General features: G+C 64.2%; 23 protein-coding genes. 11 read left to right on the top strand and 12 right to left on the bottom strand.

The window, feature by feature from the left end; genetic code table 11:
- Positions 1 to 595: 595 nt before the first annotated feature.
- The 9 genes from AC1DUU_RS04245 to AC1DUU_RS04285 form a co-directional block, all read right to left on the bottom strand.
- Positions 596 to 1,681, bottom strand: a complete 1,086-nt coding sequence (locus AC1DUU_RS04245; protein ID WP_476782169.1) for an Ldh family oxidoreductase — start codon at positions 1,679 to 1,681, stop codon at positions 596 to 598.
- A gap of 2 nt (positions 1,682 to 1,683) precedes the next feature.
- A complete protein-coding gene (locus tag AC1DUU_RS04250; RefSeq protein WP_476782170.1) occupies positions 1,684 to 2,646 on the bottom strand; it encodes a hydroxyacid dehydrogenase in 963 nt (320 codons plus the stop codon).
- A gap of 51 nt (positions 2,647 to 2,697) precedes the next feature.
- Positions 2,698 to 3,483, bottom strand: a complete 786-nt coding sequence (locus AC1DUU_RS04255; RefSeq protein WP_476782171.1) for a FadR/GntR family transcriptional regulator — start codon at positions 3,481 to 3,483, stop codon at positions 2,698 to 2,700.
- Entirely contained in the window at positions 3,480 to 4,562 is a 1,083-nt protein-coding gene (locus AC1DUU_RS04260) for a four-carbon acid sugar kinase family protein (RefSeq protein WP_476782172.1), read from the bottom strand. The genes AC1DUU_RS04255 and AC1DUU_RS04260 overlap by 4 nt, the downstream gene beginning before the upstream one ends.
- Entirely contained in the window at positions 4,559 to 5,551 is a 993-nt protein-coding gene (locus AC1DUU_RS04265) for an ABC transporter ATP-binding protein (protein ID WP_476782173.1), read from the bottom strand. The genes AC1DUU_RS04260 and AC1DUU_RS04265 overlap by 4 nt, the downstream gene beginning before the upstream one ends.
- Entirely contained in the window at positions 5,551 to 6,561 is a 1,011-nt protein-coding gene (locus AC1DUU_RS04270; protein WP_476782174.1) for an ABC transporter ATP-binding protein, read from the bottom strand. The genes AC1DUU_RS04265 and AC1DUU_RS04270 overlap by 1 nt, the downstream gene beginning before the upstream one ends.
- Positions 6,558 to 7,523: an ABC transporter permease gene (locus tag AC1DUU_RS04275; RefSeq protein ID WP_476782175.1), complete on the bottom strand. Its 966-nt coding sequence runs from the start codon at positions 7,521 to 7,523 to the stop codon at positions 6,558 to 6,560. Before AC1DUU_RS04275 ends, AC1DUU_RS04270 begins: the two co-directional genes overlap by 4 nt.
- Before the next feature lies 1 nt (position 7,524).
- A complete protein-coding gene (locus AC1DUU_RS04280) occupies positions 7,525 to 8,481 on the bottom strand; it encodes an ABC transporter permease (protein ID WP_476782176.1) in 957 nt (318 codons plus the stop codon).
- A 79-nt stretch (positions 8,482 to 8,560) separates the two neighbouring features.
- Positions 8,561 to 10,210 (bottom strand): ABC transporter substrate-binding protein, encoded by a 1,650-nt coding sequence (locus tag AC1DUU_RS04285; protein WP_476782177.1) that lies wholly within the window; start codon positions 10,208 to 10,210, stop codon positions 8,561 to 8,563.
- Positions 10,211 to 10,587: 377 nt separating this feature from the next.
- Between AC1DUU_RS04285 and pdxA the strand changes: the two genes are divergently transcribed.
- The 4 genes from pdxA to AC1DUU_RS04305 are packed head-to-tail and all read left to right on the top strand — an operon-like array spanning position 10,588 to position 14,852.
- Positions 10,588 to 11,571: a 4-hydroxythreonine-4-phosphate dehydrogenase PdxA gene (gene pdxA / locus AC1DUU_RS04290; protein WP_476782178.1), complete on the top strand. Its 984-nt coding sequence runs from the start codon at positions 10,588 to 10,590 to the stop codon at positions 11,569 to 11,571.
- Positions 11,568 to 12,473, top strand: a complete 906-nt coding sequence (locus tag AC1DUU_RS04295) for a dihydrodipicolinate synthase family protein (protein WP_476782179.1) — start codon at positions 11,568 to 11,570, stop codon at positions 12,471 to 12,473. Before pdxA ends, AC1DUU_RS04295 begins: the two co-directional genes overlap by 4 nt.
- Positions 12,474 to 12,487: 14 nt before the next feature.
- Positions 12,488 to 13,678: a sialidase family protein gene (locus tag AC1DUU_RS04300; protein WP_476782180.1), complete on the top strand. Its 1,191-nt coding sequence runs from the start codon at positions 12,488 to 12,490 to the stop codon at positions 13,676 to 13,678.
- A 43-nt stretch (positions 13,679 to 13,721) separates the two neighbouring features.
- Positions 13,722 to 14,852, top strand: coding sequence for an iron-containing alcohol dehydrogenase (locus tag AC1DUU_RS04305; protein ID WP_476782181.1), 1,131 nt, complete (start codon positions 13,722 to 13,724; stop codon positions 14,850 to 14,852).
- A gap of 178 nt (positions 14,853 to 15,030) precedes the next feature.
- On the opposite strand, the gene AC1DUU_RS04310 is transcribed toward AC1DUU_RS04305, so the two are convergent.
- Complete coding sequence (locus AC1DUU_RS04310) at positions 15,031 to 15,663, bottom strand: helix-turn-helix transcriptional regulator (protein ID WP_476782182.1); 633 nt, start codon at positions 15,661 to 15,663, stop codon at positions 15,031 to 15,033.
- 18 nt (positions 15,664 to 15,681) lie between these two features.
- On the bottom strand, positions 15,682 to 16,554 hold the full coding sequence (locus AC1DUU_RS04315) for a S1C family serine protease (RefSeq protein WP_476782183.1): 873 nt from the start codon (positions 16,552 to 16,554) through the stop codon (positions 15,682 to 15,684).
- Between the two features lie 181 nt (positions 16,555 to 16,735).
- Here AC1DUU_RS04315 and AC1DUU_RS04320 point away from each other — a divergent pair, with 181 nt between their 5' ends.
- Complete coding sequence (locus tag AC1DUU_RS04320) at positions 16,736 to 17,698, top strand: S1C family serine protease (protein ID WP_476782184.1); 963 nt, start codon at positions 16,736 to 16,738, stop codon at positions 17,696 to 17,698.
- Between the two features lie 27 nt (positions 17,699 to 17,725).
- Here the strand turns inward: AC1DUU_RS04320 and AC1DUU_RS04325 are convergent, their stop codons facing one another.
- Positions 17,726 to 18,163 carry a LysR substrate-binding domain-containing protein gene (locus AC1DUU_RS04325; RefSeq protein WP_476782191.1) on the bottom strand — a complete coding sequence of 146 codons (438 nt, stop codon included), beginning with the start codon at positions 18,161 to 18,163 and terminating at the stop codon, positions 17,726 to 17,728.
- A gap of 318 nt (positions 18,164 to 18,481) precedes the next feature.
- On the opposite strand from AC1DUU_RS04325, the gene AC1DUU_RS04330 reads away from it, so the two are divergent.
- The 6 genes from AC1DUU_RS04330 (at position 18,482) to AC1DUU_RS04355 (ending at position 22,904) form a co-directional block, all read left to right on the top strand.
- Positions 18,482 to 18,748 (top strand): hypothetical protein, encoded by a 267-nt coding sequence (locus tag AC1DUU_RS04330; RefSeq protein WP_476782185.1) that lies wholly within the window; start codon positions 18,482 to 18,484, stop codon positions 18,746 to 18,748.
- Positions 18,749 to 19,181: 433 nt separating this feature from the next.
- The gene (locus AC1DUU_RS04335) at positions 19,182 to 19,577 is read left to right on the top strand and encodes a cupin domain-containing protein (RefSeq protein ID WP_476782186.1); all 396 of its coding nucleotides are present in this window, start codon (positions 19,182 to 19,184) and stop codon (positions 19,575 to 19,577) included.
- Between the two features lie 12 nt (positions 19,578 to 19,589).
- The gene (locus tag AC1DUU_RS04340) at positions 19,590 to 20,585 is read left to right on the top strand and encodes a WD40/YVTN/BNR-like repeat-containing protein (RefSeq protein ID WP_476782187.1); all 996 of its coding nucleotides are present in this window, start codon (positions 19,590 to 19,592) and stop codon (positions 20,583 to 20,585) included.
- A 10-nt stretch (positions 20,586 to 20,595) separates the two neighbouring features.
- Positions 20,596 to 21,288, top strand: a complete 693-nt coding sequence (locus AC1DUU_RS04345) for an HpcH/HpaI aldolase family protein (RefSeq protein WP_476782188.1) — start codon at positions 20,596 to 20,598, stop codon at positions 21,286 to 21,288.
- Entirely contained in the window at positions 21,285 to 21,635 is a 351-nt protein-coding gene (locus tag AC1DUU_RS04350) for a RidA family protein (protein WP_476782189.1), read from the top strand. Before AC1DUU_RS04345 ends, AC1DUU_RS04350 begins: the two co-directional genes overlap by 4 nt.
- 108 nt (positions 21,636 to 21,743) lie before the next feature.
- Positions 21,744 to 22,904: a Gfo/Idh/MocA family protein gene (locus AC1DUU_RS04355; protein ID WP_476782190.1), complete on the top strand. Its 1,161-nt coding sequence runs from the start codon at positions 21,744 to 21,746 to the stop codon at positions 22,902 to 22,904.
- Positions 22,905 to 22,936 lie beyond the last annotated feature (32 nt).

Genomic DNA, 22,936 nt, shown 5'->3' on the forward strand with positions numbered 1-22,936 from the left:
GTGCTCTGAAATCCTGTAGCGCGAGCTGGCGTCGTGCGTCCCGCAATGTGAGCAGCCTCTCCCGGAAATCCGCAAAGCGCGCGGTCTCCAGCATACGCTCGATCATTGGAAGCTTCCGCGAGGGGTGTCACTGCCTAGCCGCCACGGAAGACGATGAAGGAACCGATAGGCGACTTCGCCTTTCGGAGAGCCAGAACCCCAGCTGCTCGGCAACGGCACCTTTGGCCACTTGCCAACGAAACTGTCCATAACGCGATAGATCGTCTTCGCCGACAAAGCGGGTACCTGCCCCTCATTGTCGTAGCCAAAAAGGCCCACACGATCCTGGATCGCGAGTAGGGTGTCCTTGTGCTGGCGAAGCTCTCCCAGGCTAGTTCGAACGCCGGCGTGCTGTAGAAGACAGCGCCCAGTAGCGGTGCCTGGCCCGGGCCAGCTTGTCGGCTTCGGTGTCTTCGCCGCTGTCATTAAGGGATCATTGAAGCGGCGGTCGATCAGCGCGTTCAGCTGCGCGCGATCTCCATTATCCGCCGCCATCTGAAATAACGGAGTTTCGCGCTGCCTCGTTATCGATTGACCACTCAGATTTTTTGCAGAACTAAACGCGTCCGTCGAGCAGCAAGGCATCTTGAATGCCGGGCCTGGCGTCGACGCCAAGCCGAATGGCTTCTGCAATCAATTTGTGGAGGACCCCCTCATGTAGACCTATGCCTTCAACGAGCGCCTTTTGCTTGCGCCTGGCAGCGCTGTCGCCAGGCAACCTTACTCGGTCGACGCCTGGCCTCGGTGGGTTGTTTCGGCACGCATTAGCCAGCCAGCCGGTCTGGCGGACAAATGCCGCTTCCCCGGCAAAAGCGCTGGGGTCGATGACCTGCAGGAAGACTGAAGCGTTGGTGCCCTCAGGCTTGTCGACACGGCCGAAGCCGGCGAGTCCCTGGGTCAGCGCCTCCACCAATATGGCCAGTGCGTAGCCTTTCTGGCCGTGGTCGAGCCCGCCGGCGGGCAGGATGGTGCCACCGTCGTTCAGCACATTCGGATCGTCTGTCGGCTTGCCATCGCGGTCGAGCAGCCATTGGTGCTCGAACTTTCGCCCTTCGGCGATGAGACGCGAACTCATATTGTTGGTGGTGATCGAGGCGCTGACGTCGATCAGGATCGGGTCGCCGTCGGTCGGGATGCCGGCGGCGATGGGGTTCGGCGTGAAGACGCCGCGCGTGCCGCCGAACGGGGCGACCGAAGCGCCCGACGGGCTGGAGCTTGTCAGCAGCGCGATATAGCCGCGATCGGTAGCCCGGGTGAGATAGGCGGCGAGGCAGCCGATATGATGGCTGTTACCGATGGCGACGGTGACGGTGCCGTAGGTCGCGGCGCGCTCGACGGCGAGGTCCATCGCCGTCGCCGTCAGCCAGGCGCCGGGCAGGCGCAAGCCGTCCCAGGCGACGCAGGCACCGCGATCCGAGATCACCCGGGGTGCGCCTGATTTGGTCATGACGCCGTTGCGGATGCTGTCGAGATACCATGGCGCCAATGCCAGTCCATGGGTGGTGTGGCCCATCAGGTCGGCTTCGACCAGGATCTCGGCCACTGCATGGGCCTTGTCAGGCTCGAGGCCCGCCGCCTTGAAGATGGCGAAAGCGAGGTCGGTCAGCGTATCGACGTCGTGACGCGTGTCATCGGAGGCCATGGTCATACCCTTGCATAGAGATTCTGGGCGAGCTGCTCGCCGCGGAGGAAGGCAAGCACGTTGCCGGCGGTCATGATCGAGACGGCGCGGCGCGCGTCCTCGGTGACGCCGGCGACATGGGGCGTAAGCAGGACGTTGGGCAGCTGCCAAAGCAGGCTTGCGACCGGCGGCTCCTCGGCGAAGCTGTCGAGGCCGGCGCCGGCGATGCGCCCGGCCTCAAGGGCAGCGATCAGGGCCGGCTCGTCGACGACCTCGCCGCGCGCAGTGTTGATGAGGATGGCCGTGGGCTTCATCAGCCCGATCTCGTGTGCACCGATCAGACCGCGCGTGCCCTCAGTCAAAGGGCAGTGCAGGCTGACAACGTCACTTTCGGCGAACAGGACATCGAGCGACCCGGCGCGGGTGACGCCTTGGGCGAAGGCCTCGTCCGGCGCGAACGGATCGTAGGCCGAGACTTGCAGCCCGATAGGAGCGGCCATTCGGCCAAGGATCTGGCCGATCAGGCCGAAACCGACGAGGCCGAGCTTCTGGCCGCGCAGCTCGCGCCCAGCATAGAGCTTCTTGTCCCACAGGCCGTTGCGGATATGGCCGTCCTGGCGCAGAAAATCCTTGGTCAGCGCCAGAATCAGCCCGAGCGCGTGTTCGGCCACCGAATGGGCATTGGCTCCGGTCGCCATGACGACGGGGATGCCCATCGCCTTTGCGGCAGTGACGTCGATGTCGTTAGTGCCGACGCCATGCTTGGCGACGATCCTGAGATTGCGCGACGCCGACAGCATGTCGCTGTCGACCAGCTCCACCAGCCGCACCACAAGTGCTGCCGGCTGGTGCTGCTCGATCAGTTCCAGCACTTCGGATTTCGCGGGATAAGGCTCCGTCGAGATGCACGCAACTCCGGCATCTTCAAGCATGGCAAGGCCCTCGGCGGCCATCCGGCCGCCGACTGTAACGATCGTCGTTGTCATCGTTCTTTCCTGTCGTGCCGCCTGAGCGGCTGGAGTTCTGCCGACCCGGGGTCAGCGCGAGAGGTCGAGCACCTTGTTTTCGAACAAGCGGTTGCGCGAGCCTTCGAGATGCTCGCGCATGCGGTTGCGCGCCAGCTCCGCCTCACCCGCAGCGATGGCGTCGCAGATACCGCGATGCTCGTCATAGACCTGTTCGAGCTTGGTCAGCGGCCCCATCAGGGAGAGACCGTGCAGATTCATGCCGACGGCGATGTGCTGGCGCAGTGCGTCGAGGCAAGCGGTGTAATAGTGGTTGTTGGCGGCCTCAGCCACCGAGCGATGGAACAGGAAGTCGACATCGGATCGGTGGGTCTGGTCGCGCGTCGCGTCGCGCAGTTCGGAGAGAGCGGCGCGCATCTTCTGCATCGCGGCAGCGTCATGGCGCAGAGCGGCGAAATAAGCGGCCTCCGGCTCGATTGTCAGGCGGAACTCGTAGCAACGCTGGATGTCGGCGATCGTCTTGACCGGGGAGAAGCCGAGGCTGGTCTTCTGGGTGTCGAAGACGCGGACATAGGTTCCCGAGCCCTGGCGGGAATAGACGAGGCCGACGTCACGCAGGCGGCCCAGCGCATCACGCACCACCGGCCGTGACACGCCGAGCAGCGTCGCGAGATCGTGCTCGCCCGGCAGCTTAGAGCCCGAGGGGAACTCGCCCGAGACGATCCGCTCCTGCAGCTGGTCGAACACCTTGTCGACCAGCTTCGGCGCCTTGGAAGCGCCCTTGTGGCCGCTGCCCGGCTTTTCGCCGGTTTCGGCCGCATCCGGCTCCGTTCCGTCCTGCTGCAATTCGGTCGTCATGTGTGTTCCGCCTGTTCCCGGCTCGGCATACGCAAGAGGTCGGAGAGAACCGCGACCTTCCCGAATCCGCCGGATTTCACGACACAGCGCAGCCCTTCGCCATGGCGTGTCGCGATGGTAAACCAGGGCAAGCCCGGCGCCACCTCGCCCTGCGGAAATAGCACGTCGGCGCCAAGCGCGCCAAGTATGGCGAGTGCCGTGTCGCCGCCGCCCATGACAAGCGAGGAGGGGCGGAGCCGCTCAACGGCCGCGGCTATTCCCATGGCGAAACGCGCGGCGATGCGGGCCGGCTCCTCGACCATGTCACCGGTACAGCGAACAACCGTTGGCAGAGTGCTGTCGGCGGGCAAGGCGAAGCGGCCGTTCAAGGCGTCGACGAGCTGAACGTGGGGATTATCATCGACCAATCGGGCAACCTGCTGGTCGGTGATGGGGTCGCGCGAGCCGAAGGCGAATAGCACGTTCTGGTCGCTTGTCGGTGCATCGGCGGGCCTAGAGTTCCTGTTGTGGTGGAGATGGCGGGCGAAGGCCAGACCCAGTCCCCGCGCCCCGACCGCAACGTTGTTGCTCCAGTCGGTATCGGCGATGACTTGGTCAAGATCGGCGTCGTTGGCGGCGTTGCGCACGGAGACGCGCCTGGACAGGCCGGCAAATGTCGCCAGCACCGGCACTGGCGCATCGACGCCGCGGCCGACGACAGCGTCGTCGCGCGTCGTGCGGCCCTGGTCGGGAACGGCAGGCGCCACGACGAGCGCATCGCGCCCCGATGCCTCGGCCAGCGCGTCGGCTTCCACGCCGACATTGCCTTTCAGCCGGGAGTCGATCTTCTTCATGACGATGCCGGGCGTATGCGGCATGAACCGGCTAGCGACTTCGCGCACCCTTGCCGCTGCGACTTCCGCGGGTAGTGCCCGCGACGCCGTGCTAACGGCAAAGACATCGGGAGCGCTCGCCAGCGCCTTGCCGGTCGCTTCGGGGGTCATTGCCACCGCCACCTTGAGGCCCGACGCGACGAAGGGCGCCGACGTGTCGAGCGCTCCGGTCAGGTCGTCGGCGACGATGGCGAGCATCAGAGTCATCCAGCCGCTTCCATTTCCACCGCATGGCAGGCGACGTGGTGGCCGGGAACGACCTCGCGCCATTCGGGCACGACCGCCTTGCACTTGTCCATGGCGATGGGGCAGCGCGTGTGGAAGCGGCAACCGGTGGGCGGCGCAAGCGGGCTTGGCACGTCGCCGGTGAGTATCTGGCGCTGGCGCGTCTTTTCCAGTTCCGGATCGGCCTCGGGCACGGCCGAAAGCAGCGCCCTGGTGTAGGGGTGGAGCGGGTTGGAGAACAGCTGCTCGCGGGTCGCGAGTTCGGCCATTCGGCCGAGATACATGACGCCGACGCGGGTGCTGATGTGGCGGACCACGGCAAGATCATGGGCGATGAACAGGTAGGTCAGCCCGTATTTTTCCTGCAGGTCGAGCAGAAGGTTGATGATCTGCGCCTGCACCGAGACGTCGAGCGCCGAGATGGCCTCGTCGCAGACGATGAATTTGGGCTGGCAGGCCAGCGCCCGGGCAATCGCCACCCGCTGGCGCTGTCCGCCCGAGAGTTCGTGCGGATAACGCTGGGCAAAACGGGCGGGCAGGCCGACATYGGCGAGCAGGCGTGACACCCGCTCCGGCAGCTCGGCCCTGGTGGAGAGCTTGTGGAACAGGATCGGCTCGCCCACCACCTCACCGATGGTCATGCGCGGATTGAGCGTCGAATAGGGGTCCTGGAAGACGATCTGCAACTCGCGGCGATAGGGCCGCATGCGCTTTTCGTCGAGCGAGACGATGTTCTCGCCCTGGAAGATGACCTTGCCCGAAGTCGCCTTCTGCAGGTTGAGCAGGGTGAAGCCCGTCGTCGACTTGCCGCAACCGGATTCGCCGACCAGCGACAGGGTCTCTCCGGCGAAGATGTCGAAGTTCACGTCGTCCACCGCATAAACGGTGGCGCCGCGCTCGCCGAAGGCGCCGAGGCGGACGACGAAATGCTTGACGAGATTCTCTACCCTGATCAGCGGTTCGGCAGCCATCACGCGGCCTCCTTCATCTGGCGCTGGGCGACGAAGCAGGCGACGCGGTGGCCRCTGGTGCCTGCGACCGGCTCGAGCACCGGCACGCGTTCGTGGCAGATGCTTTCGGCCAGGGCGCAGCGTGGCGCAAACGGGCAGCCCTTCGGACGGCGGCCCGGTTCGGGTGGCGTGCCGCCGATAGAAGACAGCCGGCTGGCGCGCTCGTCGGACAGCTTCGGGATCGAGGCCAGCAGGCCGCGCGTGTAGGGATGCGTCGGCCGGGCGAAGAGTTCGCCGACCGGCGCGTCCTCGACTACAGTTCCGGCATAGAGCACGGCGACGCGGTCGACCAATCCAGCGATCAGCGCGAGGTCGTGGGTAATCCACACCACCGACATGTTGAGCTTCTTGCGCAGATCCTTCACCAGGTCGACGATCTGCGCCTGGATGGTGACGTCGAGCGCAGTCGTCGGTTCGTCGGCGATCAACAGTTCCGGGTCACAGGCAAGGCCCATGGCGATCATCACCCGTTGGCGCATGCCGCCCGAGAGTTCGTGCGGATAGGCCGTGATACGTTGCTCCGGGCCCGGGATACCGACCAGCCTCAGCAATTCGATCGCGCGCTTGCGGGCGTCAGCCTTGTTCATGTTGCGATGGTAGATCAGTGGCTCGCAGAGCTGGTCGCCGATGCGCATGACCGGGTTGAGCGAAGTCATCGGATCCTGGAAGACGAAACCGATCTTGCCGCCGCGCACCTGGCGCAGCTCCGACTTCGACATCTTGAGCAGGTCGCGGCCAGCGAATTCGGCTGTGCCGCCCTTCACCTTGATCTTGTTTGGCAGCAGCCGCACCAGGGAGAGCATGGTCAGGCTCTTGCCGCAGCCGGATTCGCCGACGACGCCGACTGTCTCGCCCTTGCCGACGGTGAGGTTGATGCCGTCGACGATGATGGCCGGGCCGCGGCGGGTTTCGATCTCGATTGTCAGGCCGCGAACGTCGAGCAGCGGCTTCTGGATTTCGGGAGCGGTCATTTGCTGCCCCTCGGGTTGAGAGCGTCGTTGAGGCCGTCGCCGAGGAAGGAAAAGGCGACAGTGGCGAGGCCGAGCACGGCTGCGGGTGCGGCGAGCAGATGTGGATAGTGCTGCCAGACGCGCAGGCCGTCGGAGATCATGTTGCCCCAGCTGGGCGTGGGCGGATTGACGCCGACGCCGAGGAAGGAGAAGGCGCTTTCCAGAACCATCGCGGTGCCGAGGCCAGCGCTGACCGAAACGATCAGCGGGCCGATGGCGTTGGGCACGATGTAGCGCATCAGGATGAGGCGGTTGGTCAGGCCGAGCGCGCGCGCCGCCGTGACATAAGGCCGACCGCGGATCGACAGCACTTGGGCGCGGACGAGGCGGGCATAGGGTGGCCAACTGATCAGTGCCATCGAGCCGAATACCAGCAGGAAGTCGACCCAGATGGTTTCGCGGTAAAACGGGTTGAGCGTCGCCTGATAGCGCGCCTCCATCCATGCGGTGATGGGCGTCTTCAGCGAGGCGTTGATGACGACGACCAGCAGAAGGTTGGGCACAGACATTGTCATGTCGGTGAACCACATGACGATGCGGTCGAACAGGCCGCCGAAGAAGCCGGCCATGGCGCCGAGGGTGACGCCGATGACGACGGCGATCGTCGTCACCACGATCGCCACGACGAAGGCGGTTCGGGTGCCATAGACAACGCGTGAGAACACATCGCGGCCGAGATCGTCGGTGCCGAAGAGGTGCGCAAGCGATGGCGCCTGGTTGCGGGCGTTGAGGTCCTGGGTGAGRAAGTCGTAGGGCGTGAGCCAGGGGCCGAAAACGGCGACGAAGGCGAGCAGGATGACAACGGCGAGACCGGCGACCGCCAGCTTGTTGCGCAGCAGGCGGTGCCAGGCATCGCGCCACAAGCTGACGGGGAGCTCGTCGTCGGCCACTGACGAGGAGAGATTGACGGGAGTGATCGTCATTTCAGCGGCTCCTCATCGTGTCGTTGGCGCGTGGATCGAGCAGTGGGTAGAGCACGTCTACAAGAAGGTTCGACAGCATCACCAGGAAGGAGCCGATCAGCGTGATGGCCAGGATGACGGGATAGTCGGAATTTGTGAGCGCCGAGACCGTCAAGCGGCCGAGGCCAGGGAGGCCGAACACCAGCTCGACGAAGATCGCGCCGTTGACGATGGTGATCATGATCAGGCCGAGCTGGGTGACGACGGGCGTCAGCACGGGCCTGAGGATGTGGCGGAAGGCCACCACCATTTCGGGCACGCCCTTGGCGCGGGCGGTGCGGACGAAATCCTCAGATAGCACCTCGATCACGGCGGCGCGCGTCTGGCGCACGATCAGTGCAATCGGTTGAAACGAGAGGACGAGCAGCGGCAACAGGATGCGCAGGTCGAAGACGCCGCCCCAGCCATAGGGAACCTTGCCGCCGGGCAGGACGAAGATCAGCGCCACCATCAAAAGCGGACCGGCGACATAGGCGGGGATGGCCCACAAGAACAGCGCCGAACCGAGGATCGTGTAATCGATCTTGGTGTTCTGGTTCATCGCCGCGATCATGCCGAGGGGCACCGCAACGATTGCGGTCAGCACCACGGCACAGAGGCCGAGCTTGAACGAGACAGGTGCGGCGGCCGAAACCATCGCCCAGACCGAGCGGCCCGAGGTCAGCGAGTTGCCGAAATTGCCCTGCAAGAGGTTGAGGATGTAGCTGCCGAACTGGACGAGGAACGGCCGGTTCAGGCCAGCGGCATCACGGATCGCCTCGATCTTTTCGGGATTGTAGGCGACGTCGCCGGGCGCACGCAGGAAGATCAGCTTGATCGGGTCGCCAGCGCCAAAATAGGCCATGGCATAGACGGCAAGCATGACCAGCAGAACGGACGGGATCCACAGCAGCAGCCGTGTTGCAATATAACGCAGCATGGCGGGCGGCCTCCCACCGCACGGTATCAGTTCGAGAGAGTAGCACGGGGGACAAGCCCCCGTGCGCTTTACCGGGGCATCAGCCGACGGTGATTTCCCAAGGCGCGACAACCTGCCAGTCGAGGTTCTTGTCGATGCCCTTCACATTGGCATTGGCCCAGCGCGACATCGCCTGCGCGTACCAGGGGATGAAGGTCCAGTCCTCACGGAAGGCCTTCTGGGCTTCCTGGGCGAGGGCGATGCGCTGCGGATCGTCCGCCGCCTTGGTCGCGGCTTCGGCCAGCAGCTGGTCGACCTTGTCGTTTTTGTAGCCGCCCAGCTTGTTCTGGGCGTTGGACGAAGTCGAGGCGATCGAGCCAGCGAGATAGCTTGCGGCATCCGGCACGCGGGTGCCGACGTCGTCGCGGAAGATCTGCACCGAGTTCTGGTCGGGGCCGGCATAAGCGTCCTGCTGCGGCTTCATATCGACGGCGGTGATGCCGAGATTCTGGCGCCACTGCTCGGCGATGAACTGGGCGGCCGCCTCGTTGGCCGGCGAAGAAATGCCGACGAACAGGATCTTGGGCAGGCGCTCGGGACCGCCATAGGTCGACTCGGCGAGCAGCTTCTTGGCGCCTTCCGGATCGTAGGGGTAAGGCTCGAAGCCGGAATTATCGGCGCCGGGTACCGAGTTGATGACCTGGTCGGTCTTCTTGTGCGGGCCGTCGGGGAACGAGGCTTTCATCAGGCCGTCGCGGTCGACCGCCATGATCAGCGCCTGGCGAACTTTCGGATCGTCCATCGGCGCGCGCTTGGAATTGAACCAGAAGTGCTGGCTGGTCGGGATCAGCGGACCCGAGGCGAACTCGGCGCCAAGATCCTGCACGATTGTAGATGTGACCAGCTCGGTGTGGGCGTTGAACTCACCCGACTTGAGCAGCGAGGTGGCCGTGACGTTGTCCTCGATCGAGGTGATCTCCATGCGGGCGAGCTTCGGCTTCGGCCCGAAGAAGTTCTCGTTCGGCTCGAACACCAGCTTGCCGCCGTCAATGTCGATGCTGGTCAGCTTGAACGGGCCGGAATAGACGGCACCTGCGTCGGGCGTGAACCAGTCCTGGATCTCGTTGCCATCCTCGCCGCGCGACTGCGAGGCCTTGGTTATCGGCACGATGTGGTTGGCAACCCGCATGAAATAGATCGGGTCGGCTTCGTTCAGCGTCACGACGACGGTGCCTTCGTCAGGCGTGGTGACGCCGGAAATGGTGTTGGCGCTGCCGCCGGTCACTTCGGCGAAGCCAGCGACCTTGCCGAGCACCTGGTCTGCGCGCTGGCTCTTGGTGCCGGGCATCGCCGCAACGTTCCACGAACCTGCGACATCTGCCGAAGTGATCTTGCTGCCGTCGGAGAAGGTCGCCTTGGGGTCGAGCTTGAAAGTCCAGGTCTTCGAGTCAGCCGAACCTTCCCAGCTCGTGAAGACGTAAGGATGGATCTTGCCTTCGCTGTCGAAATACATCGGCGAGGCCCACCAGGCCGAGTTCCAGCGATAGGGCACGCCACCGCCGCGCAACGGAGACCAGTCCTGGTTGAAGGCCGGATTGGCAACCTTCAGCACCTGTCCTTCTTGCGCGAAGACGATCTTGGCATTGAGGCCGAGCAGCGTGAAGCCCACTGCGCCGCCCAGGCCGAGCCTGAGCGCATCGCGGCGGTTCATCCCGGCACGCGACTGAGTCTCGGTGTTCCGTTTCGACATCACATTTCCTCCCTGAAACCCGTGAACGGCGATGCTCTGGTCGGTCGAAAGGCAACAGACGCGGAAGCGGCAACCGTGGCCGAACAAATGCCGCCATATTGTAAACATGTCAATTCATTTTTTTGGCTTGCGACACAGAAAAATTAGCTATCGGTAAAATGACGCAGATTTAATGTCGTAAAATCAATAATTTAATTGGCTCTACGCGACCATCATTCAAATTCATCAGGAAAAAGCAACTTGACAACTTGTCTGCTTGTGGTCAGTTTCCGGCCATAGGCCAAGTGCAGTTGGCACCCACTGGGTGCATGCGCTCGGGAGGATTCCAGATCGCCGCGCGCCACGGGCGTCGCCGGCAGACAGACGGACAGGGAGCGATGACGAGCCGCACGATTGGCATCACCATGGGGGACCCGGCAGGCGTCGGCCCCGAGATCATCTGCAAGTCGCTGGCCGAGATGAGCGCCGCCGACCGCGYCACCATCCGCGTGTTCGGCAACCGCGACAGCCTTGAAGCGGCAGCCAGCATCGTCAGCGCACCGCTGAAGTTTGCGCCTGTCTCCGACGGTGCCAATACTGTTGCCGTCGAGCATGTCGCCATCGATGGCGACCCGATCGCCTTCGGCAAGATCGACATCCGCGCCGGCGACGCCTCGTTCCGTTTCATCGCCCGTGCGGTGGAAGCAGCGACCGCGGGCGAGATCGGCTGCATCGTCACCGCTCCCATCAACAAGGAAGCACTGAACCTCGCCGGCCATCACTATGACGGCCACACTGGCATGCTGGCGCATCTGACTGGCTCGCGCTCATCCTGGATGCTGCTCGCCGCCGAGCGCATGTCGGTCATTCACGTCTCGACTCATGTGTCGCTGAAAGAGGCGATTGCGCGGGTGAAGCCCGAGCGCATCCTCGAGACCATCCGCACCGGCTATCGCCACCTGCGCCGCATCGGCATCGAAAGCCCACGCATCGCGGTCGCCGGCCTCAACCCGCATTGCGGCGAAAACGGCCTGTTTGGCACCGAAGATGACCAGTTCATCGCCCCTGCCGTTGCCGCGGCCAAGGCCGAGGGCATCGATGCCTACGGCCCGGTGCCGCCGGATACGGTTTTCCACCGCGCCTATTCCGGCGCCTTCGACCTCGTCGTCGCGCAGTACCATGACCAGGGCCACATCCCGATGAAGCTGGTTGCATTCGAAACCGGCGTCAACATCTCGCTCGGCCTGCCCATCGACCGCACTTCGGTCGACCACGGCACCGCCTTCGACATTGCCGGAACCGGCAAGGCCAACCACGTCAACATGAATGCGGCGATCGCCTATGCGCGCAAGCTCGCCGGAACGCCTCGGGTGACAGCATGACGAAATTCGCAATCTCGGGCGTCTTTTCCGCCGCCGCCACACCCATCAACGCCGACCTCTCGCCCGATCACGGCCTGCTCGCCAAGCATTGCCAAAGGCTGCTCGATGAAGGCTGCCATGGCGTCGCCCTGCTCGGCACCACGGGCGAGGCCAACTCGTTCTCGCTCGGCGAGCGCAAGGCGATGCTGGAAAGCGTCGTCAAGGCAGGCGTTGGGGCTGACAAGTTGATGCCCGGCACCGGCGTCGCCGCCATTCCCGAAACCATCGAGCTGACCCGCCATGCGCTCTCGATCGGCATCGACAAGGTCGTGATGCTGCCGCCCTTCTACTATAAGGTCGTGTCCGACGATGGCTTGTTCGACGCCTATTCGCGCATCCTCGAAGGCGTTGCAGACGATCGGCTCAAGGTCGTGCTCTACCACATCCCCCAGGTGTCGGGCATTGCATTGTCGGTCGAGCTCGTCGGCCGGCTTATCGAGGCTTTCCCAAAGACGGTTGTCGGCATCAAGGAATCCAAGGGCGATTTCGCCAATATGCAGGCGCTGGTGCAGGCCTATCCGGGCTTCGCCGTCTTCCCAGGTGCTGATCCGCTGATGCTGCCGCTTTTGCGCGAAGGCGGCGCCGGCTGCATCACCGCCACCTCAAACCTGATCGCGGATTCGCTGCGCACGGTGTTCGACAACCATGCCAACCCTGGCGAAGAGGCCAAGGTCGAAGCAGCGCAGGCGCGCATCAACGCCTGGCGCAACCTCTCCAATAGCTACGCCCAGATCCCGACCATCAAGGCGATGGTTGGCCTCAAGCATGGCGAAAAGGCATGGCAGCGGCTGCGCCCGCCACTGGTCGGGCTGAGCGACGGCGACATCGCCGCGCTCCGCCCGCAGCTCGAACAGCTACCGTGAGCGGAGAGATGGCCATGAGTTCGGCGCAAGCGGAAGCAGCCGTCATGACCCACGCGGAGGTCGCGGCGCGCATGGACGGCAAGGTGCGGGCGACAGCGCCCGGCCGCACCGAAGCCTTCCTGCCGTCGCCGACGGTGCAGAACCACGCCGCGAACCTTTCGCTGCTGCCCGACGGCACGCTCGCCTGCGTCTGGTTCGGCGGCACTATGGAAGGCATGGGCGACATCTCGATCTACATGTCGCGGCTGGCACCCGGGTCCAACACATGGTCGGCGCCGGAAAAAATGTCGGACGACCCCCAGAAATCCGAACAGAACCCGATGYTGTTCAACGCGCCCGACGGCAAGGTCTGGCTGCTCTACACCTCGCAGACCTCGGGCCACCAGGACGGCGCCGTCGTCAAGCGCCGCATCTCTTCCGATGGCGGCAAGACCTTCGGTGAGGTGTCGGTGCTTTGCGATATCCCTGGCACCTTCGTGCGCCAACCGATCATCGTGAACGGCCGCGACGAATGGATCTTGCCTGTATTCCGCTGCATCGGCGTGCCAGGCACGCGCTGGAGCGGCGATGTCGACACCGCTGCCGTGCTGATCTCCACCGACGCCGGCACCAGTTGGGCCATGCATGACGTGGCCGACAGCATCGGCGCCGTGCACATGAACATCGTGCCGCTCGGCAGCGACGAGATGGTGGCGCTCTACCGCAACCGCTTCTCCGAGCAGGTGCTGCGCAGCCGCTCACATGACGGCGGCCGCAGCTGGAGCGCGCCTGAGCCGACTGACCTGCCCAACAACAACTCGTCGGTTCAGGCCGTGCGAACGGRTGGCCGCATCGCCATCGTCTACAACCATGCCAATGCCTCGATGTCGGAGGACCGGCGGCTGTCGCTTTATGATGAGATCGAAGGTGGCGAGCCAGAGGCAACGGTGCCGCCTGCGGAACCGGAGGGGCGCAAGGCCGTCTGGGGCGTGCCGCGCGCGCCGCTCAGCCTCGCCTTCTCGTCCGACGGCGGCGACAGCTTCGGCGGCCGCATCGATCTCGAGACCGGCGACGGCTTCTGCCTGACCAACAATTCCAAGGATGGGCTGAACCGCGAGTTCTCCTACCCGTCCGTCCTCGCGGCCCCGGACGGGGCGATCCACGTCGCCTTCACCTATTTCCGCCGCGCCATCAAATACATCCGCCTCTCGCCGAGAATGTTCTAACCATGCGCGGCGGTGGCAGTCACATACAGCTGGAGCACTGACTATGAACGGTCTCAACACGCCCATCACGATCGTTCGGCCGCCCGTCATCGAGTTCGGCCCCGGCGTGGTGTCTCGGCTCGCCGCTTGGGTCAAGGCCCGCAACATCAAGAGGGCCCTCGTCGTCGCCGACGCCTTCAACGCCGCCCGTGTCGACACGCTCGCGCTCGGAGTCGAAACGGTCGTCTTCGGCGAGGTACGGCCTGAGCCGGACCTGCCCAATCTGGAGAAGGTGCTCGAATTGGCCGCCCGTTCGGAGGCCGACCTGATCATAGGCTTCGGCGGGGGCAGCGCCATGGACCTCGCCAAGCTGGTCTCGGTCATGGCCGGCAGCGGCCAGCGGCTGCAGGACATCGTCGGCGTCGGCAAGGCGGCACGGCGCCGCGTCGCCCTCGCCCAGGTACCGACAACCTCAGGCACCGGCAGTGAGGCCGGCATCCGCGCACTCGTCACCAATCCAGAGACCCAGGCCAAACTCGCCATCGAAAGCATCGAGATGCTGGCCGACATTGCAATCGTCGATCCCGCTCTGACAATGACCGTGCCGCCGGCCGTCACCGCCGCCACCGGCGTCGATGCCATGGCTCACTGCGTCGAAGCCTACACCAACAAGAAGGCGCATCCGGTGATCGATCTCTACGCGCTGGAAGGCGTGAAGCTGGTCGGCCGCTACCTCGCGCGTGCGGTGAAGGACGGCAGCGACGTCGAGGCCCGCGCCGGCCTGGCGCTCGCCTCGCTCTATGGCGGCTTCTGCCTCGGCCCGGTCAACACCGCCGGTGGCCATGCGCTCGCCTATCCGCTGGGCACGCGCTGGCACATCGCCCACGGTGCTGCCAACGCGCTGATCTTCCCGCATGTGCTGGCCTTCAACTTGCCGGCAGCGGCGGAAAAGACAGGCCATGTCCTAGCAGCGCTCGGGCTTCCCGAGGCCCATGCCGTCCAAGACGTGTTCGGCTCGACGCACGACTATTGCGCCTCGCTCGGCATCGAGATGCGCCTGTCGAAACTGGGCGTGCCGGAGGACGATCTCGAGACCATGGCCGACGACGCCTTCGCCATCCGCCGCCTGCTCGACAACAACCCGCGCGAACTGGCGCGGGCGGACATTCTCTCGATCTATCGCGCGGCCCACTAGATTGCCTCAGAGTGAGGGATTTCCATGCATTTGATGATGCCCTACGAGGAGGCAAATCGCGGCGCGCAACTTGGGATTCAACTTGTTTGCGCGCCCCGGCGCTGGTGCCGTCGGGTTTCGATGATGGGTTAGGTCGGAGCAGCAACGATCTCGTAATCTCCACTTAACGCTTTGGGCACTAGACCAGCACGAGCCCCCGCCGCATCGCAGTGGCGATGGCATCCGTGCGGTTGGCCGCGCCGAGCTTCACCAGGATCGCCGCGACATGGAATTTGACGGTATGTACAGAAATGTCGAGATGCCGCGCGATCACCTTGTTTGACGCGCCCTCGGCAAGCAATGCCAACACCTCCGTCTCACGCGGCGACAACCGGATCGAGAAAGCTTCGTGATCTGCCTCACCATCGGCCAGCAGACCGCCACCGAACCGGTCATTAGCTGAGCCGAGCCTGCCGTCGCGCCCGTCCAGTTCAGTTGATGCATGAGCGATATGATAGCCAGCGGCTACAAGCCATACGGCCGCTGCGATTAGCGCCGTGTCAGCGTCTCTCGGCAGTACCGCCGCAATGGTCGCCGTCCTGTGCGTCGCCCTGGAGGAGGAAAGGACAAGCACTGGTACCCCCTGTGTCCGCACGCGGCCTACAGTTTCGCCGTCGATGATCGCCACGTCGACGTGGTTGCCTTCGGCCAGGTCCTCAGCCGTCACCACCGCCAGGCCAGCGTTCTCCGACAGGCGAAGGGCAAGTTGCGCGCTCGACGCTGAGTCGCCGAGCGCGACCAAAACGAGCAGCCTGCGTTGCGTCTCCGGCATCACCAGCATCCGGCACTCTCAGATCAGGGGTTTTTCGCCGATGGTAACCGCCACGTCACGCACCTCCCCGCCGCGCAAGATCTTCAGCGCAACCGCGGTGCCCGCGCTGTCCGGACCCAGGCGAAGGATCAGTTCGCGCGGCCCGCTCACCGGTTCCCCGTTCCAAGCAGTGACAATGTCGCCCAGCGCAATGCCCGCAGCCTTGGCCGGCCCGTTGTCGTCGAGCCCCATGACCATGGCGCCCAGCACCTGACCGTGGTGGATGGGATGCAGGCTGGCGCCGAGATAGCCGCGCAGGACGTGGCCTTTCTCGCGCAATGTCGCGACCGTACGCTCGATCGTCTCGTAAGGGATAACCAGTGCCCGGCGGCGCGGCCCGAAAAGAAACATCCCGACCAGTCCGCCACTGGCGTCAAGCACAGGTCCCCCCTCGAAACGAGCGCCCGTCATCACCGCAAGGTTGATGCGGCGGTCGATGGTGCCGCCTCGCCGTGAGCGCCACATCGGCCCGACCTCGCCCACGTTGCCGAGCACCGCAAGAGGCGAAGCGCCGTCACGCCCGACCGCGACGACGACGTCGCCGAGGCGCACCGGCTCGGCCTTTTCGAAGCTGCTGCCGCCGGCTGCCGCCGAAGGCTTCAACAGCGCTATGCCGGTCGACGGATCGCGACCGATCAATTCGCTCGTCACAGTTTCGCCGCTGGGCAGGGCAAGCTGCAATTCCTCGTCAGGTTCGACAGTCTCCTCGGCGGCAACGTAGAGGCCCTCGCCCCAGTGGAAGGCCGTCGCAGTCCGGCCATGATGGGTTGAAAAGCTCGCAGTCACGGACGCAGCCTGTTCGGCGATGTCGGCGACTGCATTGGAAAGGGCGGCAAGGTTGAACCTGGTCATCACGCACTCCTGGGCTGGGCCGTTTGGGGCTTTCTGAACCCAGATATTGCCACGCTCCATGGTACTTCCAACTCGCCAGACGGCTAGGAGCCGCAGCCACTAGCCATCAGGTCAGGTCGCAGCGCGCCTGCGCGCAAAACACATATAGGCATCGATTGCTCGAATGACATGGAGGCCCCCAATGGCCCTGCCCGCGACCGACCCGCAGCCTCATGATGCCGCTCTGCTCGACACTTATTCGTCCACCGTCGCCGACGCGGTCGACCAGATTGGCCCGGCCGTGTGCCGTATTGGACCCGTTGCCGAGGGCCGCCGCACGGCCGGCCATGGTTCAGGCTTCGTCATCTCGCCGGACGGGCTGATAGTCTCGAACTTCCACGTTGTCGGCGAGGCCAGCGCTGTGCGCATCGCAATGCCTGACGGCACGTCTACTGAAGGGCGCGTGCTTGGCGGCGATGCCGATACCGACATTGCCCTGGTGCGTGCCGACGGGCATTTTCCCGACATCGCCCCGCTCGGAGATTCGAAGCGCCTGCGCCGTGGCCAGATCGCCATCGCCATAGGCAATCCGCTCGGCTTTGAATGGACGGTGACGACTGGCATTGTCTCGGCCCTGGGCCGATCGATGCGCGCCTTGACCGGCCGGCTCATCGATGACGTTATCCAGACCGACGCTGCGCTCAACCCAGGCAATTCCGGTGGACCGCTGGTATCGTCGGCCGGCGAGGTGATTGGCGTCAACACCGCTACGATCCGCGGCGCTCAAGGCATCGCTTTCGCTGTCGCCTCGAATACGGCCAGCTTCGTCATTGCGGAAATCATCCGCTTTGGTCGCGTGCGCCGGGCCTTTGTTGGCGTGTCGGCCGACACGGTCACCCTGCCACGCCGCGTGGCGCTGCTTGCCAGGGTAACCAGCCGGGCGGCGGTTCGCTTGCGCTCGGTCCAGGCGGGCGGACCGGCTGCGAAAGCCGGGCTGAAGGAAGGCGACGTCATTGTCGCTATCGACGGTCACGCCGTCGCCGGCGTGGACGATCTGGTGCGGATGCTGGACGCCGAGAGGATCGACAGGCAAACGGAGTTTACGGTTGTCGGTCGCTCCGGAGTCAGCCAAGTGACAGTAACGCCGGGGTTGCGGGAGCCTTGAGCGCATCAAACTGTCGGCGCATATCGGCTACGAAGCCCGCGCCGTTCGTTTGAAATCGCGATGACAAAGGATCCAGATATTCTTGTCCCACCGCGCCTGCAGATTAGGCAATCGGACAAGCCTTGGAATGACCTGGGCGATAAGAACCGGCATTTCGACCACGCCCATTCCGGCCAGCGCGGCGGCAAGGCCCGTTGATTTGCTGTCCACCTTCGCCRCTGGGCGGCCCAAAGGGAAATAACGCCGCGCCCAATCAGGATACCCCCTGGACTGATCGAGCCATATCCAGTCGAGCTCTGAGCTGCTAAAAGCCTCCTCCGGTAACAAGGCCCGGCGATCGAGGTAAGTGCAGCTGCAATAAAGTCCGTTCTCATTGCCAATAAGTTGGTGGCCCATGAGCGTGTCCTGGGGCGCAGCCGTGGCGCGGATCGCAATGTCGGCCTCGTGCTTGGTCAGGCTTACGATCTAGTCGGAGGCAAGGATTTCCAGCTCGACTTCTGGGTGCCGCACCGAGAAATCCGCTACCATCGGCATAAGCACATGATTTGCCAGCAATGACGGCGCCGGTGTCGCAAACTTCGGCAAGGCGCAGCTGCATGTCGCGGAGGCTGAATGGAACTACTGGACCTCAGAAAACAACTTCAACAGTGCTTCGGGCGCAGCCCAGTTCTCGTTCGCCGGGGCACGAGCAGCCGCCCCCGCCTACAAGAGTCGCGTTGTCCCCTTCTCCGGAACCGCGGAAATCTTGCCGGGCATCCATCTGTGGCGCTGCCGGGCCATAGCTTGACGCATACCGGGTTCCGACTGGCTACCGGCGCGGAGCAGTTGATCATCTGGGGCGATGTCGTCGTGTCTCCGCAACTACAGTTTGCCCATCCCAAGTGGAGCTCCACCTTCGACGCCGATCCTGCCCTCGCGGCAACGCCCCGCAAGCGCATGTTCGAAGAGGTCGCCGCCGATCGCATTCCGGTTTTAGGCATGCACCTTGCTTTCCCCGGCGCCGGCATGGTCGTCCCCAGGGGAGACGCCTACGAACTGATCGCCCTGTGATCAGCTCCAACCGAGTCGACCATCGGGCCGCCAGTGGCTGGTACACATAGCTTCGCTGTCGCGCTTTCCGCCACGAGTTGCGCGGCAAAATCGTGGTGGGCAACTGCTGCAGCGTTTCACGCACGGACCATCCAACGGTCATTGCCGCCGTCCATTCCGTAAACTCGGATCGAATGGAAGCGGCTCCAGGATCGGCCGCCACTGGCTGACAGCTGTCGGAGGCGAAAGCGAAGTTCCTAAGACCTCGTTGCTCAGCCTAGGCAGAACGGGCGGATCGAGGTGAACGCATCGTCAGGATGGAACCGAGACTGCGGCCAGGCAAGCTGCGGCTTATCGATAAAGTTGGCGATAACCCTTTTCTAGCCAGCGCCCGCGACCGTTCGTAAGGTCCAACCAATCAACATCTGCATTGGCCGGCTAAGGGGGCGCTCCGATGGACATCCGCTCGAGCGATTTCACGCGACCTGTACTTGAGCATCAAGGCACGACACCAGTGTGGTGGCTGGTGCCGCCGCGCGAGATGCGGGACGAGACGCTGGGCGGTCATCTCGAGCTGATCAGCGAGTTCGAGATCCGCGCCGGAGGCGAAGTCCACACCCACAGCCACCCGACCTTCGAGTTCTACTTCATGCTGTCCGGCCGGGCGCTGATGACCATCGAAGGCGAAACCGCCGAGATCGGCCCCGGCGATCTGGTGAAGATCCCACCGAACGCACGGCATTCGATCAAGCCGGCGCATGAGCACAACGGCATCCGGGCACTCGCCATGGCCTTCGGGATCAAGGATGCGCCGGTCATCGACTATTCGACCGACCCCGAAACCCACTGAGCGATTACAGACATGATGACCACCCTCTATGCGGGGCTTGCAGGGGACACCGATCCTGGCCGCTTCATGAGCTCCGGCTTGCTGCGGAGCCGCGATGGCGGCGCCTGGGAGCGATTTGAAAACGGCTTTCCCAACGTGCCGCAGACATTCGCGCTGCTCGCCGATCCCAGGCGTCCGGGCGAGGTGTTCGCCGCCACGCAGGACGGCATCTTCCGGAGCGCCGACCATGGCGGTTGCTGGACCCGGCTGGACGCCCCGAAGCCGGAGCTTGCCGTATGGTCGTTGACGCGGCATCCACATGAGCCGGACACACTTTTCGCCGGCTACGAGCCGACGGCGATCTACAAGTCGACCGACAACGGACACACCTGGCAGGACCTCAATGTGTCGGTCGGCTATCCCGCCATCACGGCCGACATGCCGCGCCGCATCACCCGTATCGCCGTCGACCCCAACGATACCGACAGGATCTACGCCAGCATCGAGATCGGCGGTCTGATCATGTCGGACGACGGYGGCCGCAGCTGGTGCCAAGCTCTCGACGGCCTATATGTCGTCGAGGAAGCCGTCGACCTGCATTCAGTGCTTGTCGATCGCCAGGGCAAAGTGTCGGTGACGACACGCGTCGGCGCCTTCCAGAGCAGCGACAATGGCCGCCGCTGGAGCAAGCTACCGGTACCGGCGCTTCGCGAAAAAGGTTCCTATTGCCGCGTCCTTGGCCAGGGCCCTCAGAACACAATCTATCTCGGCGCCGGCAACGACTTCGACGGCGACCTCGGCGGCTTCTTCCGCTCGACGGATGGCGGCGCGAGCTTCCATCGTCTCGATCTCGGCGCGCCATTGAAGAGCACTGTCTTTGCCATGGCAGTCGATCCGACTGAGYCGCGAAGGATCGCCTGCTCGGACAAGTTCGGCCACGTCTTCCTGAGCGACGATGCCGGCGAGAGCTGGCGCTCGAATCCTTTGCCCAGGGGCATCGGCCATGTCTTTTCCATCGCCATCGGTTGAGGGACGCATCATGCCAAATCCGTTCAAGCAACGCCTCCTTCGCGACGAGCCGGTCGTCGTCGTCAACCCCGATCACCCCTCGCCTGCCCTGACCGAATTTCTCGGGCGCCTCGGCGTTGACGGCGTATTCATCGACTGCGAGCACGGCACCGCTTCGATCCAGACCGTGCAGGACATGTGCCGCGCCGCCCGCGCGGCTGGACTGCAGTCTATTGTCCGGCCCGAAGCAAATCTCGACCATCTTCTGACCCGTTATCTCGACGCCGGCGCCGGAGGCCTGATCGTACCGCATGTCGACAATGCCGACAGCGCCCGCAGCATCGTTACCGCCGTGCGCCGGGCAAGGCCGCAGAATTTCGACGACACCGTGGTCGTGGCGATGATCGAATCGCTCGAGGCAGTCGAAAAGCTCGACGACATCGTCGCTGTCGAAGGCATCGACGTGTTCTTCATGGGCCCCAACGACCTCTCGCATTCGATGGGTCTTAACGGCCAGACGCACCATCCCGACGTCAAGCAGCTCGTACTCTCGTGCGCCGCGCGAATTCGCGCGGCCGGCAAAGTGCCAGGAACGCTGGTGACGCGCGACACGGTTGCCGCCTTTGTCACTGGCGGATGCCGGTTCCTCTACGAACACGCCAACAATTTCCTGATMACCGGGGCCAACGACTTCCGGCAAATAATGAAAGAGAACACACAATGACAATGATTGAACGGCTGCGGCAGGGCGAACGAATGTCCCAGATCGTGATCCATGGCGACACGGTCTATCTCGCCGGCCAGACCGCCACCGACCCGGTGCCTTCGGTCGCCGAGCAAACCAGGCAGATCCTCGACAAGATCGACACCTATCTCGCCGAAGCCGGCACCGACAAGTCGAAGATCCTGTCGGCCAACATCTGGCTCACCGACGTTGCCACCTTCGAAGAGATGAACGCCGTCTGGGACGCCTGGGTCGCCAAGGGCAACACGCCGGCACGCGCGACCGTCGGCTCGCCCCTGGCACGGCCGAAGAACCTGGTCGAAATCGCTGTCATCGCGGCGCTCTGAGCGCCACTCGAAACATCAACTGAAAGCCCGACCCAAACCGGCATGCGCTTGCTCGCCCCATCGAGCGGCAATGCCGGCCTGCGGTCAAAGAAAAGCGGAAGGACTGCCATGTCACGTCAATTGGGAGTGGGCCTCTACGGGGCCGGAAATATTGTCCACGACGGCCATGCGCCGGCCGTGGCRGCTGGTGCCTCTACCAGGCTCGCCGCCGTGTGCGACATCGATGAGGGGCGCGCCAGGGCGCTGGCCGATGCCTATGGCGGAGCCAACGTCTATACCAGCCTGGACAAGATGCTTGCCGACCCGTCCGTCGACATCGTCATCATGGCGACGCCCAACAACCTGCATCGCCGCGATTTCGAGGCCTGCGCCCGCGCTGGCAAGCATGTGCTGTGCGAGAAGCCCCTGGCCGTCACCTATCCCGACGCGCTCGCCATGACCAAGACCGCCGAGGAGCATAAGATCGTGCTCAAGACCGGCTTCAACCAGCGCTACCTCAACCAGATCCGCATGGCCAAGCTCGCGATCGACGCCGGCCTGATCGGCGAGGTGTTTTCGTTCCGTACCGTTTTCTCGGCCAAGTGGGACAACTGGGTCGACGGCAGCAACTTCCGTTGGGATCTCGAAAAGTCGGGCGGCGCCACCACCAATGACAACCTGATCCATCGCTTCGACATGCTCCGCTACCTGCTCGACGACGACTATGCCGAGGTCGTGGCCGATGTCAGTCATTGCGTCATACCGCCCGTCGTCGACGACAACGTCCACCTGATGGTGCGCACCAACAAGGGCGCGCGCGGCTCCTTCATCGCCGACCGCTATTCACCGGTGCTCGGCGATGCCACCGAGCTCTACGGCACCAAGGGCTCGCTGTCGTTCTGGACCAATGCCGGCTCGCCCTTCTTCGACGTGCCGCTCGCCATCAACACCACCGTGCCGATGAACGAGCTACCGGAGGCGATCCGCAAGGCCGTCTATCCGACCGCGCGCTCCAAGCAGAACCGCCACGCCTGGGACGGCTGGCTATCGATCTGGCCGCCACGCAACGAGTGGGACACCTATGCCGAGCAGCTTGCCGGCATGGCCGAGGAAATCCTTTCCGGCACCCCCGATGGCATCGGCGCCACTGGCCTGGACGGCGCCCGCGCCACCGAGCTGGTCCACGCTTCCTACAGCTCGCAGATCGCTCGCTCCTGGGTGTCGCTGCCGCTTGCCGACGATGCGCCATTCGCATTTCCCGACTTCGCGGCCCAGGCAGGCCGGTCATGATCACGGCCGGCTTCTACAGCACCTTCCTGCAC

It is taken from the genome of Aminobacter sp. P4_H6_2, from assembly GCF_056400805.1.